The organism is Kitasatospora sp. NPDC114501, assembly GCF_055633695.1.
Genome location: NZ_JBVKDS010000023.1, coordinates 1 through 13,654 on the forward strand (window position 1 = coordinate 1; position 13,654 = coordinate 13,654).

Consider the following 13,654-nt stretch of genomic DNA (forward strand, 5'->3'; position numbering starts at 1 on the left):
GATAAAATGCGCACGCCAAATACGCACCAGGCCGCAACGTGAAAACGACGAAGCGACCCGGCCCGAACCGGGAAGTGGTGTTTCAGAGGATTGGCTGCCCCGGGACCGTCCGCGCTGATGCGTGTCCGGTGCTCCCTGCCAGGCAGCTCGAAGAACACTAGACCTCTGGGGTGCCCGAGTCAAGTGGCGCAAGCCGATTTCCGGCATCCTCCTCGACCGGCAGCTGGAAGGCCAGGACGGCGACGTCGTCGTCGTGCTCGGAGGTCACGCCCATCGCCCGCAGCAGCCGGGCGCAGATCACCTCGGGGGCACCGATCGCACCGGCCAGGGTGCGGGCCAGGAGGTCGAGTCCCTGGTCGATGTCCTCGTCGCGGCGCTCGACCAGTCCGTCGGTGTAGAGGACGCCGGTCGTGCCGGGGAGCAGCCGCAGGATGTGGGAGAGGTGCAGGCCGCCGCCGGTGCCGAGCGGCGGTCCGTTCTGTTCCTCGCTGCGCAGGATGGTGCCGTCCGGGCAGCGCAGCAGGATGGGGAGGTGTCCGGCGGAGGCGTACGAGAGGGTGCGGCGCCGCGGGTCCCAGACGGCGTAGGTGCAGGTGGCGATCTGGTTGGCGTCGATCTCCATGGCGAGGCCGTCGAGCAGGCGCATCACCTCGTGCGGGGGCAGGTCGAGGCGGGCGTAGGCGCGGACGGCGGTGCGCAGCTGGCCCATGACGGCGGCGGCGCGCAGGCCTCGGCCCATGACGTCGCCGATGACGAGGGCCGTGCGCCCGCCGTCGATGGCGATGACGTCGTACCAGTCGCCGCCGACGGCGGCCTCGGCCCCGCCCGGCTGGTAGGTGGCGGCGACCCGCAGACCGGCCGGCTGGTCGAGCTTCTGGGGGAGCAGGCTGCGCTGGAGGGTGACGGCGGCCTCGCGCTGGCGGCGTTCGGCTTCGCGCAGGCGGGCGGCGGCGAGGACCTGGTCGGTGACCTCGGCGGCGAAGATCAGCACGCCGGCGGGTGGCCCCTCGGCGGGGGCGTCGCCGTTCTCCCCGGTGCCGAGCGGGACGCAGGAGACGTTGTAGTAGCGGTTGCCGGTGAGGCCGAGGATGCAGCGGGCCTTGACGCTGCGCGGGCGGCCGCCGCGGATGACCTGGTCCATCAGGGGCAGGACGCCCATGGTGGCGAGTTCGGGGAGCGCCTCGGCCGCCGGCAGGCCGGTGTGGCGTTCGCCGAAGAGCTCGCGGTAGGCGCGGTTGGCGTAGCCGAGCTGGTGGAGCGGTCCGTACGTGACGGCGACCGGGGCGGGGATGCGGTTGAGGACCTCGCGCAGGTTCTGCGGTCTGTGCGGGTCGAGGAGTTCGGCGGTGGCGGCGGGGCTGGTCGGGTCGCGGGGGCTGGGCACGACGACGCCGTCGGGGCAGGGCGCACCGTCCTCGGTGCCGGTCCCGTGGGGTGGGACGGCACGCCAGGGGACTCCGGTGAGCCGGGCGCTCCAGCGCATGAGGTTCAAACGACGGCCGCTTCCTCGTTTACCAGGCATATCATCACTTTTTGTGTGCGCAACAGCACACGGGGTAATGACCAGTCGGGCTGATCCTGTCAGGCGGAGGCCCGGTTCCGGAAGTCGCGCGCCCGGCGTGGCCGTCCGATCCGTCGCCCGGTTCGCCCACCGGTCCGTCGGCCGGTCGGCCGTCGGCCCGGGCCGGCGGGCGCGGTCACCGGGGAGCGTCCGGTCCGGCGTCGGACGGCCGTCCGGCCCTCGGGTCGAACCCTCTCTCGAAGGCCGAACGCGGGTGCTCCATCGCGCCCAGCGAGACCACTTCGCGGGAGAACACCCCGCCGAGCATCCAGTCCACCAGCACCCGCACCCGGCGCTCGGTGCTCGGCAGCCGCCGCAGGTGCCGGGCCCGGTGCAGCCACCACGCGCGGCGGCCGGTGAGCCGGCCGCCGCGCCGGGTGTGCGCGACCGCCCGGCGCGGGCCGAGCGAGGTCGAGCAGGCGGCGGGGCCGGGCCGGTAGTCGGCCAGGCCCGGGGCGTGCGGCCCGCCGTCCAGGGCCACCACGACGTTGCGGGCGAGCAGTTCGGCCTGGGCGAAGGCGTGCTGGGCGTTGGGCGCGCAGGGGGCGCCGTCCGCGTTCGGGTCCGGAACGGCGGCGCAGTCGCCGGCCGCCCAGACGCCGGGCAGGGCACGCCCGTCCGGTCCGACGGCCTGCAGGGTGGCCAGACATCGCACCCGACCGAGGGTGTCCAGCGGCAGGTCGGTCTCGCGCAGCAGCGGGGAGGGCCGGACGCCCGCCGTCCAGACCAGGGTGCGGGCGCCGAAGCGGCTGCCGTCGGAGAGCGCCACGACCCGGTCGGCGGCGGACTCCAGGGTGGTGCCCAGCCGGATGTCGACACCGCGTTCGCGCAGTTCGCCGAGGGTGTGGGCGGCGAGTTCGGGCGACTCCTCGGCGAGGATCCGGCCGGTCGCCTCGACCAGGACCCAGTGCAGGTCCTCGGCGCGGACGTTGTGGTAGCCGCGCACGGCGGCGCGGGCCATGTCCTCCAGTTCGGCGAGCGCGCCGACGCCCGCGTAGCCGGCGCCGACGAAGACGAAGGTGAGCGCGGACTGGCGCAGTGCCGGGTCGCGGGTGGCGGAGGCGAGGTCGAGCTGCTCCAGGACGTGGTTGCGCAGGCCCACCGCCTCGCCGACGGTGGAGAAGCCGAGGCCGTGCTCGGCGAGGCCGGGCACGGGTGCCGTACGGGAGACCGAGCCGGGGGCCACCACGAGGACGTCGTAGGGCAGTTCGACCGGGGCGGGGGGTTCGCCGGGGGCGGCGGCGTCGGCGAGGGCGAGCCGGGCGGCGTGTTCGATCCGGGTGATCCGGGCGGTGAGCACCCGGCAGTCCGGCAGGACCCGGCGCAGCGGGACGACCACGTGTCTCGGGTCGATCGAACCGGCCGCCACCTCGGCCAGCAGCGGGTGGTAGGTGAAGTAGGCCTGGGGCTCGACGACGGTGATCTCCACCTCGCCGCGCCTCAGCCGGTCCCGCAGGGCGCGCTGGAGGTGGAGTGCGGCGGCCGTTCCGGCGCAGCCGCCGCCGGCGATCAGGATCCTGATGGTGCACCTCCTGCCGAAGCGACGTTTCCTCCCGGCCGCCCCGCGGCCGGGGGTGTCCCCCACTCACGCCCCCTATGAAGGACCGGCGGAGGTGGTCTTGTCCACAGTCCGTACGGGGCTGGTTGCGACCCGAGTGACCCGCGTGGCCAGTTGTGCCTACTGGGCGACTTTCTGACGCACTTTCGGCCTCGGAGAGTGGTGAACTATGGTCGGATTGTGTACCGGGGCGGCCGTCGCCATGACAATCGACGACGACGCACCGTGGAGCGGCCACTACGGCCAGTTCCAGCGTTGGCGTGAGAACCCGACTGGGGGACGGTCATCCGGGGAAGGGTAGTTCCCGGACAGGGCCCCGGACGGTGCCGACGCGCCGAGCCGGACGTGGACCCGGCACGGCGGCACGAACCGTGGTCACCGGAACCGGACGGGCGGCACGAGCAATGGGTCATCGGGTCATTTCTGACGGGCCGAGCTGCACCGGGGGGTGCAGGGGCGGGCGACGACAGGGTCCGGATTCGGACGCCTGCGGGGGAGAGTTGGGATGATGGATCAGGAGCAGGTGTTGGGTCGGGCGGGTGCACCGCAGGCCGGAGCGGGCACGGTCCCCGAGCAGCGCGGCCCGGTGGACCTGCCACCGCAGGGCGGGCTGCCACAGGTCGGAACGGTTCATGCCGCGGTCCCGTACCGGGTCGAGCCCGCACCGGTCGCGCCGGCGCCCGGGGCCCGGCTGCGGGTGGACGCCCGGCGGAATCTGGAGAGCGTGCTGCGGGCGGCCCGCGAGGTGTTCGGCGAGTTCGGCTACGGCGCGCCGATGGAGGAGGTCGCGCGCCGGGCCGGGGTCGGGGTCGGCACCGTCTACCGGCGCTTCCCGAGCAAGGAGGTGCTGGTCCAGCGGATCGCCGCCGAGGAGGTGGCGTGGCTGACCGCGCAGGCGCGGGAGTCGCTGTACGGCGGTGACGGCGCCTGGGAGTCGCTGGCCGGCTACCTGGCCCGCGCGGTGAGCAGCGGCGCCGGGCGGCTGCTGCCGCCGGAGGCGTTCCGGTACGCGGAGGAGCTGGGCCGGGTGCCCGAGCAGCGCGCGCCCGAACCGCCCGCGGCGGTCCGCTTCGACCTGCGCGGCGAGGAGGCCCGCTCGGGCGGGGTGGTCGAGCCGTCGGCGGCCGACGCCGATCCGCGGCTGCTGCTGCAGCTGCTGGCCGCCCTGGTGGCGCGGGCCGGTGCGGCGGGCGAACTGCGTCCGGGCGTCACGGTCTCGGACGTGGTGCTTGTGCTGACCGCCTCGGTGCCGGTGCACGCGGCCCGTCCGTCGGTCTCCGTACCGGCGGCCGGCGGTTTCTCGCCGATTTCGCCGCAGCCGGACGGCCAGGCGGTCTCCGGGCCCTCGGACCGGCTGCTGCAGATCCTGCTGGACGGCCTGCGGGCGCGCTGACGTCCGTCGGCCGCCCGGTCCGCCACGCCCGGCGGGCACGGGAGTTGGAGGGAGGACCGGCGCGCGGCCCGAGTGCGCGCGCCGGGTGTGGGAGTCGCACACCCCACCGCCGCACGCTGGGCGAACACCTTCGCGACGGCCCCTCGGAGGGGTGGAAGGCGGCCGGTCCGGCTACCGCCGTTCCCTGCGCTATGCCATCCTTTGCCCGTGGTTGGAGCCAATGTCCCGATGCGCGCCGTTCGCGCGCCATCGGCGCCGTACGCCGGGGAACCGTGCGCCTACGCACTCCCGCGCGCCCTGCCACACTACGGGGGCTGTCGTGGAATCTGGGGTCCGTTGTGAGCGCCGAGGAACAGAACGACTACGGGTACGGCCTCGACTTCGGAGGCTTCTCCGGTGAGGCCTCCGAGGGGTCCGCCGCAGGCCCCCGCAGTCTCGGCAGCACCGGCGGGACGGCCCAAGTGCCGGGCGCCGCAGCGGATTCGGCCGCCGGGCAGGTCCCCGACCAGGCCGGGATGCCCAGCCGCGAGACGCTCTCCGCCTCCGCCGCCGCACTGCCCCCGGGCCGGGTGCCCGGGCAGGCCCCGGCGGGCCGGGGCGGCGTCGCCCCCGAGGCGTTCGTCGGCGACCCGTTCCCCGGTGACGGCCGGACCGCCCGGCCGACCGTCCCCGCCCCCGCCGACCCGGTGGACGGCGAGCGCCCCGCCTCCGACGCCGAGTTGACCGCCCGGGTACGGGCCGGCGACGACACCGCGTACGAGGAGATCTACCGCCGGCACGCCGACTCGGTGCGCCGCTACGCGCGCACCTGCTGCCGGGACAGCTTCACCGCCGAGGACCTCGCGGGCGAGGTGTTCGCCCGCACCCTGCAGGCGCTGCGGGCGGGCAAGGGCCCCGAGTTCGCCGTCCGCGCGTACCTGCTCACCGCCGTGCGCAACGTCGCCGCCGCCTGGCACCGCAGCGAGCGGCGCGAGCAACTCGTGGACGACTTCGCCGTGTTCGCGCAGACCTCGGCCGCCGTCGTCGACTTCGACCTCGCCGACCCGGGCGCCGACGCCTGGGCGATGGCGATGGCCGACCAGCGGATGGTCATGCAGGCCTACGCCGAACTCCCCGAGGACGACCGGGTGGTGCTCTGGCACACCGAGGTCGAGCGGGAGTCCCCGAAGACCGTCGCGGTGATGCTCGGCAAGACCGCCAACGCCACCGCCGTCCAGGCCCACCGGGCCCGCGACCGGCTCGCCGCCGGGTTCCTCCAGGCGCACGTCTCGGGCAGCCAGGACAGCTCGTGCGAGGCGTACGCCAACCGGCTCGGGGCGTACGCGCGCGGCTCGCTGCGCAAGCGGGCCTCGGCGGAGGTCGGCCGGCACCTCCAGGAGTGCGACCGCTGCACGGCCGCCTGCCTGGAACTGACCGAGATCAACACCGGGCTGCGCGCCCTGCTGCCCGGCGGTGTGCTCGTCTGGATCGGCGTCGGCGGGTTCGGCGCCGCCGCGGCCGCCGTGGGCGGTGCCGCCGCCGTCGGCGGTGCGGCAGCGGCCGGGACGGCCGCCGCGACCGCCGGGTCCTCGGGGGCCGCGGCCGGTGCGGCCGCCGCCGGCTCGACCGGTGCAGGCTCCGGCGGGGCCGGCGCCGCCGCGGCCGGCGAGGGCCTGGGCACCGCGGCCAAGGCCGGGATCGCCGCCGCCATCGCGGTGGCCGCGGCCGCCGTCGCCGCGTACGCGCTCACCGGCTCGCCCGAGCCGAAGCCCCCGGCGGCCGCTCCCCCGGCCCCCAGCGCCCCGGCCGCGGCCTCCCCGACCCGGCCGGTGGCCCCGCCCGCCGCGGCACCGGCATCGGCCCCGACGCCGGCCGCCGCCGCTCCGGCCCCCGAGACGCCCGTGGCGACCCCCGACGCCAAGCCGGCCGCCAGGCCCACGCCGACTCCGCCGCCCGCCACCACCCGGGCGCCGGAGCCCGTCACGCCGGCGCCCAGCAGTCCGAAGGTGCCGAAGCCGACCTTCACTCCCCCGGTGGTGACCGTGCCGACCCTGCCGCCGGTGCCCACGCCCGACGTGCCGGTCGTCCCGACGCCGACCCTGCCGCCGGTGCCGACCCCGACCGTCCCCACGCCCTCGCCGCCCGTGCTCAGCGACTTCTGGGGCAACTCGCTGCCCGTGCTCAAGCCCGGCAACAACCGGGTGCCGCCGCCCGGGCCGAGCATCCGGCAGAAGGGCAGCGACAAGTTCCGGCAGCGCGACGGCGGCTGGATCGGCGGCGACTACCACCCGCACGCGATCACCGTGCACGCCCCGGCGACCACCCTGATCGACCTCAACCGCAGCTGCACGTCCTTCGACGCGGTGGCCGGGGTGGACGACGCCACGGTCTCGCCGGGCGGGGTCGTCTTCTCCGTCCAGGGCGGCGACGGCACCACCCTGTGGCGCTCCCGCCCGCTGGCCGCCGGCGACGGCGCGGTGCCGGTGCACGTGCCGCTGGCCGGGCAGAAGTCGGTCAAGCTGGTGGTCACACCGGTGAACGGGATCTGGTCGGCGCTGAACGTCGCGGACTGGGCCCAGGCCCGCTTCCGGTGCTCGTGACCGGCGCGCGCCCCGGGCGGTCGTGACGGAGGCCCGCTCCAGGAGTCCTGGAGCGGGCCTCGTCCGTGGTGCCGCGGGGCCTGCCGGGTGCGCGGCGGACCGTCGGATGGCGCGGTCGGATCGCGCGGTCAGATGGCGCAGGAGCCGTCCGCGCAGGCCTCCCCGGCCGGGGCGACCTGCACCGGGGCGGGGCGGTGCTCGCCGATCTCGGCGGCGACCTGCTCCAGCACCTTGCCGAAGGTCGCGGCGTCCTGGCCGCCCTGGACGGCCCACCTGCCCTCGAAGACGAAGGTCGGCACGGCGGTGATGCCGAGTTCCCGGCCCTCGGCCAGCTGGGCGTCGACCTCGGCGGTGCCCTCGTCGCCCGCCAGGTAGGCGGTCACCCGGTCCCGGTCCAGCCCGGCCGAGACGGCGACGTCGGTCAGCGCGACGCGGTCGCCGACGTCGACGCCGTCGGTGAAGTGCGCCTTCAGCAGGGCCTCCTTCAGCCGCCCCTGGACGGCCGGGCCGTACTCGGCCTCGGCGAGGTGCAGCAGGCGGTGGCCCAGGAAGGTGTTGGCGTGCAGCGCGGCGTCGAAGTCGTACGTGATGCCCTCGGCGAGGCCCAGCTCGGCCACCCGCGCGTCCATCGCCACCGACTGCGGGCCGTAGCGCTCGGCCAGCCAGGCGCGGTGCGGGCTCGCGGTCTCGGGGGCGTCCGGGACCAGCTGGTACGGACGGTAGACGACCTCGACCTGGTCCTTGCCCGGGAAGTCCGCCAGGGCCTCCTCGAAGCGGCGCTTGCCGATGTAGCACCAGGGACAAGCGATGTCGCTCCAGATCTCGACCTTCATGCGGGGCTCCAGGGGCGTGGGGTTCAGACGGTACGAGATAGGTGAACGATGAACCATCTCGGTACATTCCCGGCACTCCGGCCGGCACCCCGAGGGCGGCCGCCCCGCCGGTCAGGTCGCGGGCGGCGCCGGGACCACCAGCACCGGGCAGGCCGCGTGGTGCACCACCGCCGAACTCACCGAGCCCATCAGCAGCCGGGCGAAGCCGCCGTTGCCCCGGGTGCCGATCACCAGCGTGTGCTGCCGGGTCGCCGCCTCCAGCAGCACCTCGATCACGTTGCCCAGCACCACGTGCAGCGACAGCTCCCCCGCGTACGGCGCGGGGCGCTGGCGCTGCACGGCGGCCACCGAGCGGCGCAGCCCGTCCGCCATGCTCTCCACCAGCGTCTCCACGCTCTCCTGCACCAGCTCCGCCATCCCCGGGGGGTAGCCGGCCGGCGCCGGGTTGACCACGGCGAGCACGTACAGCGGCAGTCCGAACAGCTCGGCCTCCGTCATCGCCCGGTCCAGCGCCCAGAGCGACCCGTCCGACCCGTCGCACGCCGCCAGCACCCCCGGCGTCCGCCCCGCCGGCGGACGCCCGAGCACCGACAGCACGACCGGCACCTCCCGCCCCGCGCTGCCACCGGCCACCGCACACCCTCCTCACCCCGGATCCACACCCCCGCCATCATCACCGCCCCGGGGACCCGGGCCCGGCAACCGCGCCGCAGGGCGGGGCGGGGGAGGGAGAGCCGACGGCCAGGAGGTGAGGGGGCAGGCGGGGCAGGCCAGCGGCCGGGTGGGCCGCTGGCCTGCAAGCCGGGGGCCGGCCGGGCCGGGTGAGCCCGGCGGGGCCGAGGGCCGCGCGGGCCCGGGGGATGGGCCAGCGGGGCGGGGAGGGGGCCCAGGGGGCGGCGGTCAGGCGGTCAGGGGGCGAGGGCGGGCTGGCGGGGGCCGGGCAGGCCGGTCCAGCAGGCGCCGTGACGGCGGGCGCGGATGCGGCGGAGCCAGAGTTCGGTGGAGACGAGGTCGGCGAGGCCGGCCAGGGCGGCGGCGGAGAGCGGGGTGACGGGGTCGGCGGCGCGGGCGAGGTCGGCGCGGACGGCGGCGAGGTCGATGAGGCCGGCTTCGGCGAGCAGCGGGGCGTCGAAGAGTTCGGCGAGGCCGTCGGCGGCGAGGCGCAGTCCGGCGCGGGCGGGGGCGGTGCGGTCGGGGCGGGGGCCGCGGCCCCAGTCGGGGGGCAGGTCGGTGCGGCCGGCGCCGGTGAGGACGGCGTGCAGGAGGGCGTGCCGGGCACCGGGCTGGAGGCGGACGTCGTCGGGCAGCAGCCGGGCGGCGCGCACCACCTGGTTGTCGAGGAAGGGTGCGTGCAGCCGCTGTCCGGGCTGTTCGGCGGCGTGCACGAGCGTGCGGAAGGAGCGCGCCTGCCGGTAGAGAGCGTGCCGGGCCCGGTGCGCGCCGGGGTGTTCCTCCGGCGCCGATTTGCGCGCCGCCAGGCGGAGCCGCAGCGCGACCGAGGAGAGCGCCTCGTCGGAGAGCCAGCGGGCGGCCGGGCCGGGCACGCACCAGGCGAGGTCGACGGCGGAGCGGGCCCCCGCCGTGCCGGCGTCGTCCGGGACGTGGCGGGCGGTCAGTCTGGCGGCCGCCTCGTCCAGCGCCTCGGCGTAGCGGACCCGGGAGAGCCGGTGGGCGGCCCGGACCACGGTGAGCGGGGTGCGCAGCGCGCCGGTGAGGACGCCCGCGGCCGCCCGGTCGGCGCCGGCCAGTGCGGCGACGGGGGACAGCAGTTCGCGCGGCCGGCCGGCCCGGATGAGGTCGGCGAGCCGAGCCGGGTGCCCGTCCAGCACCTGGCGGGCGCCGTAGCCGGTGAGGTGGTCGGTGCCGCCCGCGTCGAAGCGCGCCTCGGCCCGGGCGGCGGCGACGAGTTCGGGTCCGGGCTCGTCGGTGAGCCGGCCGGTCTGCGGGTCGGCGCCCGGCCCGGCGTACGGAAGGGTGTCCGGGGCCGGGTCGAGCACGGTGTGCCGCAGCCGCGGGGTGTCGGGGGCGAGCGCGAGGCCGGCCGGGGGCCCGGTCTCGCCGAGCGTGACGGCGGCCAGCCGTTCGGGGGCGGCGGGTTCCCGGACGGCGGCGGCACGGGCCCAGGAGCCCTTGACCGCGCCGCTCCTGGCCCCGGCGGTGGCCGCCCGGGCCGCCGCGGTGGCCGTGGGCACCGGCGGCAGCGGGACGGCGGCGGCGAGCAGCGCGACGGTCGCGGAGGCCGTCCCGTACGAGAGGTCGACGCCGAGCCGGGGCCGCCCGGCCGGGTCGAGCGCCGGGCCGGTGGTGCGGACCCGGGAGCGGACGGACTCCAGCAGGGCGCGGGTGAGTTCGCGGACGGCGGGCGCCTCGCCCCGCGGCTGCTCGGCGCCGCCCGGGTCGTCGTAGCCGGACAGGTACGGGCGGCCGCCGCGGATGCCGAGCACGTGGCCGGGCGGCACCCGTTGGACGCCCAGGTACGGGGTGCCGGTGCCGAGCGCCTCGGGGGACTCGGGGCAGGCGAGCCGGGCGGCGAGGTGGCCGGTGTCCAGCGGGGCGCCGACCAGGTCGGCGAGCGGCAGGGCGGCGGTGGCGTACGCGGTGCCGCCGGCCCACGGGGTGTGGAAGACGGGTTGGGCGCCTGCGAGGTCGGTGAGCAGCAGGGTGGAGCGGGTGCCGGAGCGCAGTACGACGGTGTAGCTGCCGGGCCAGGCGGTCAGGTGGCGGACGGCGCCGCCGCGGGCGGCGGCGAGGCCGGCGGCGAGTTCGGCGTCGGTGGCGCCGCAGTGGCCGAGGACGGCGAGCCGGGAGGTGGCGGGGGTGTCCTCGACCTGGTCGGGGGCGGTGGGGCCGGTGCTGACCACGGCGGGGGCGCCGGGGCGGAGGGTGACCAGGCGGATCTCCCCGGGGCGCCAGTCGCCCACGGCCCAGAGCGGGTCGGGCCCGGTCCACAGGGGGCGCGCGGCGATCGGCTCGACCCTGCCGAGTGCCTCGTGCGCCGGGGTGCCCGCGCTCGGTACGCCCGTGCACCAGCCCGTCAGCCACCGCATCGCGCCTCCACCGGACGAGGACCTGCATCCGTGGGCGCGTCCGCCGCCCGCCGGGCCGCCGGGTGGTCTGCCGTGGCGGCCCGTACGCGTCCCGGCGTGCCCCCGCAGCTCGACGCGCCGTCAGGAGACATCGTGCCACCGCGGGACGTCGCCGTGGCCGGTGTTCCGGGTTCCGCTTCCGTTCGGACCGGCCGTTCGACGGCCGGGTACGGGCGTCCGGGCCGGCACGGGTGCGCCCACGGGCCGGGAGGCCGGGCCCGGGGTCGCTCCGACGCCCGATCGCTCTGGCGGGCAAGTTCCGTACGCCTGAAGGGAGTTCGATCACCCCGCCACTCCGGCGGGGTGGGCGGGCCGGGCCGCCCCCTCCCCGGCCCGGACCACCGGCAAACGCCTTGACATGGGCATCGCGAGATGGCCGAAAGGCGTCGCCCAGCCCGGGAGGGCATCCGCATGCCCTCCCGGACTTCACCGCCGCCCGCGGGGATTGAGGCGGCGGCATCCCCCGGCCTGCCGGGTCCTCGACGGCAGGCCGACCCACGACCACCAGCGAATCGCCGACCAGCCGGTCGGGCCAGGGGGCACGGCCGGGCGCACGTGAACACGGGACCGGAGCACGACGCTCCGGCGCGCGGTGCGGTCGGCCGGATCCGAGCGGTCCGGACCAACTCCGGTGCGGCACCGCCGAGTGCGCGATCCCGCCATCCGGAATGCGACCTCTTAACCGTCGGAACGCGTCCGACTACGCTAGGTACAGCAGCTACGGCCCGGTGCCGCCCGGGCCCCGCGCACAAGGCCGCAGGAGGTGCCGCCGCCACCATGACCGTCAGCCCACGTGGACCGAACGAACGGCTCGGCACGCTCCTGACCCTCGCCCAGATCAGCAACGCCGGACTGGCCCGCCGGGTCAACGACCTCGGTGCCCAGCGCGGGCTGACCCTGCGGTACGACAAGACCTCGGTGGCCCGCTGGGTCAGCAAGGGCATGGTGCCGCAGGGGCCCGTCCCGCACCTGATCGCCACCGCGATCGGCGGCAAGCTCGGCCGACCCGTCCCGCTGGAGGAGATCGGCCTGGGCGACACCGACCCGGCGCCCGAACTCGGCCTGGCCTTCCCGCGCGAGGTCGCCGACGCGGTCCGCTCGGCGACCGACCTGTGGCGGGTCGACCTCGACCTGCGCCGGGGCCCCGGCGGCGGCCGCTGGAGCGACAGCCTGGCGGGAACCTTCTCGGTCGCCGCCTACGCGACCCCGGTCTCCCGCTGGCTGATCACCCCCGCGGACGGCTCGGTGGCCCGCGAGGTGCCCCGCTCGCCCACCGACACCTCCTCCTACCGGGTCGGCCACTCGGACGCCGCCAAGCTCCGCGAGGCCGCCCAGGAGGCCCGCCGCTGGGACTCCAAGTACGGCGGCGGGGACTGGCGTTCGTCGATGGTGCCGGAGTGCCTGCGGGTGGAGGCGGCGCCGCTGCTGCTCGCCTCGTACAGCGACGCGGTCGGCCGGGCGCTGTTCGGCGCGACCGCCGAACTGACCAGGCTGGCCGGCTGGATGGCCTTCGACACCGGGCAGCACGAGGCCGCCCAGCGCTACTACATCCAGGCGCTGCGGCTCGCCCGGGCCGCCGCCGACGTGCCGCTCGGCGGCTACGTCCTGGCCTCGATGAGCCTCCAGGCGGGCTACCGGGGCTTCGCCGAGGAGGCGGTCGACCTCGCCCAGGCCGCGCTGGAGCGCAACCGGGGCCTGGCCACCGCCCGCACCATGAGCTTCTTCCACCTCGTGGAGGCCCGGGCCCAGGCCAAGGCCCGCAACGCCGCGGCGTGTGCGACGGCGCTCGGCGCGGCGGAGAGCGCACTCGAACGGGCGCGCGCCGGGGATCCCGATCCGGCGTGGATGGACTTCTACGCCTACGACCGGCTGGCCGCCGACGCCGCCGAGTGCTTCCGCGACCTCGGAGTGCCCTCCAAGGTCCGGCAGTTCACCCGCGAGGCGCTGGCCACCCCCACCGAGGGCTTCGTCCGCTCGCACGGCCTGCGGCTGGTGGTCTCGGCGATGGCCGAGGCGGAGGCGGGCGACCTGGACGCCGCGGTCGCCGCCGGCGAGCGCGCCGTCGAGGTGGCCGGCCGGATCTCCTCGCAGCGCAGCCGGGAGTACGTGGTGGAGATGCTGCGGCGGCTGGAGCCCTTCCAGGGTGAACGCCGGGTACGGGAGTTGACCGAGCGGGCCCGGGCGGTGATCGTCGCTCCGGCATGAGCGGTGGGTCCGCCGGAGTTGACGGTAAATGAGGTGCACGCGCGAGAGCGGCCTGGCTAAGGTCTCTCTCGTCCAGGTGCGCAGGCAGAGGTTACTTCCACTGTTAATGGGCGTGTCACGGGTTCGAGTCCCGTCACCGGCTCTTCGGGCCGGTGTAGCTCAGTCGGTAGAGCAGCTTCGTCACCTCAGCCGCCTTCGATCTCTGGACACCCATACCTGAATAGTTCTTCCGCACCTCCCGGTGCGACGGCAGCGGTTACTTCTGGTAGACGCCGGTTCTCCGGCGTAGCGGTTCGAGCCCGCGAAACACCGCCGCCATCCTGATCTCGGGAGGCAGTGCGCTTCGGAGTGCCCGGTGCGCAGGCGGGGGTTACTTCGGATCTTGCGGTTCCGGGTTCGAATCCCGGGCGGCCGTGCGCGAGCGCGGCCGGTAGCTCAA

The 13,654-nt window shown here is 76.3% G+C and carries 7 protein-coding genes and 1 pseudogene; 3 read left to right on the forward strand and 5 right to left on the reverse strand.

Annotated features, from left to right (window positions below; all coding sequences use genetic code 11):
* Positions 1-217: 217 nt before the first annotated feature.
* Positions 218-1,492, reverse strand: a pseudogene (locus ACZ7RU_RS33675) (SpoIIE family protein phosphatase); the annotation flags it as partial.
* Positions 1,493-1,697: 205 nt separating this feature from the next.
* Complete coding sequence (locus tag ACZ7RU_RS33680) at positions 1,698-3,146, reverse strand: NAD(P)/FAD-dependent oxidoreductase (RefSeq protein WP_470344788.1); 1,449 nt, start codon at positions 3,144-3,146, stop codon at positions 1,698-1,700.
* Between the two features lie 478 nt (positions 3,147-3,624).
* Between ACZ7RU_RS33680 and ACZ7RU_RS33685 the strand changes: the two genes are divergently transcribed.
* Together ACZ7RU_RS33685 and ACZ7RU_RS33690 are read left to right on the forward strand one after the other, a co-directional pair.
* Positions 3,625-4,512 carry a TetR/AcrR family transcriptional regulator gene (locus ACZ7RU_RS33685; protein ID WP_470344789.1) on the forward strand — a complete coding sequence of 296 codons (888 nt, stop codon included), beginning with the start codon at positions 3,625-3,627 and terminating at the stop codon, positions 4,510-4,512.
* 338 nt (positions 4,513-4,850) lie between these two features.
* Positions 4,851-7,091, forward strand: a complete 2,241-nt coding sequence (locus ACZ7RU_RS33690; protein ID WP_470344790.1) for a sigma-70 family RNA polymerase sigma factor — start codon at positions 4,851-4,853, stop codon at positions 7,089-7,091.
* 128 nt (positions 7,092-7,219) lie between these two features.
* Here ACZ7RU_RS33690 and ACZ7RU_RS33695 read toward each other — a convergent pair whose 3' ends face one another.
* The 3 genes from ACZ7RU_RS33695 to ACZ7RU_RS33705 form a co-directional block, all read right to left on the reverse strand.
* The gene (locus ACZ7RU_RS33695; RefSeq protein WP_470344791.1) at positions 7,220-7,924 is read right to left on the reverse strand and encodes a DsbA family oxidoreductase; all 705 of its coding nucleotides are present in this window, start codon (positions 7,922-7,924) and stop codon (positions 7,220-7,222) included.
* Between the two features lie 111 nt (positions 7,925-8,035).
* Positions 8,036-8,557 carry a universal stress protein gene (locus ACZ7RU_RS33700; protein ID WP_470344792.1) on the reverse strand — a complete coding sequence of 174 codons (522 nt, stop codon included), beginning with the start codon at positions 8,555-8,557 and terminating at the stop codon, positions 8,036-8,038.
* Between the two features lie 275 nt (positions 8,558-8,832).
* The gene (locus tag ACZ7RU_RS33705; RefSeq protein WP_470344793.1) at positions 8,833-10,971 is read right to left on the reverse strand and encodes an asparagine synthase-related protein; all 2,139 of its coding nucleotides are present in this window, start codon (positions 10,969-10,971) and stop codon (positions 8,833-8,835) included.
* Between the two features lie 816 nt (positions 10,972-11,787).
* Here ACZ7RU_RS33705 and ACZ7RU_RS33710 point away from each other — a divergent pair.
* A complete protein-coding gene (locus ACZ7RU_RS33710) occupies positions 11,788-13,215 on the forward strand; it encodes an MFS transporter (RefSeq protein ID WP_359913997.1) in 1,428 nt (475 codons plus the stop codon).
* Positions 13,216-13,654 lie beyond the last annotated feature (439 nt).

Excerpts from the sequence above, each read along its gene's own strand:
- ACZ7RU_RS33685 (WP_470344789.1), top strand. The coding sequence starts at position 3,625 with ATGATGGATCAGGAGCAGGTGTTGGGTCGGGCGGGTGCACCGCAGGCC.
- ACZ7RU_RS33695 (WP_470344791.1), bottom strand. The coding sequence starts at position 7,924 with ATGAAGGTCGAGATCTGGAGCGACATCGCTTGTCCCTGGTGCTACATC.
- ACZ7RU_RS33705 (WP_470344793.1), bottom strand. The coding sequence starts at position 10,971 with ATGCGGTGGCTGACGGGCTGGTGCACGGGCGTACCGAGCGCGGGCACC.
- ACZ7RU_RS33710 (WP_359913997.1), top strand. The coding sequence starts at position 11,788 with ATGACCGTCAGCCCACGTGGACCGAACGAACGGCTCGGCACGCTCCTG.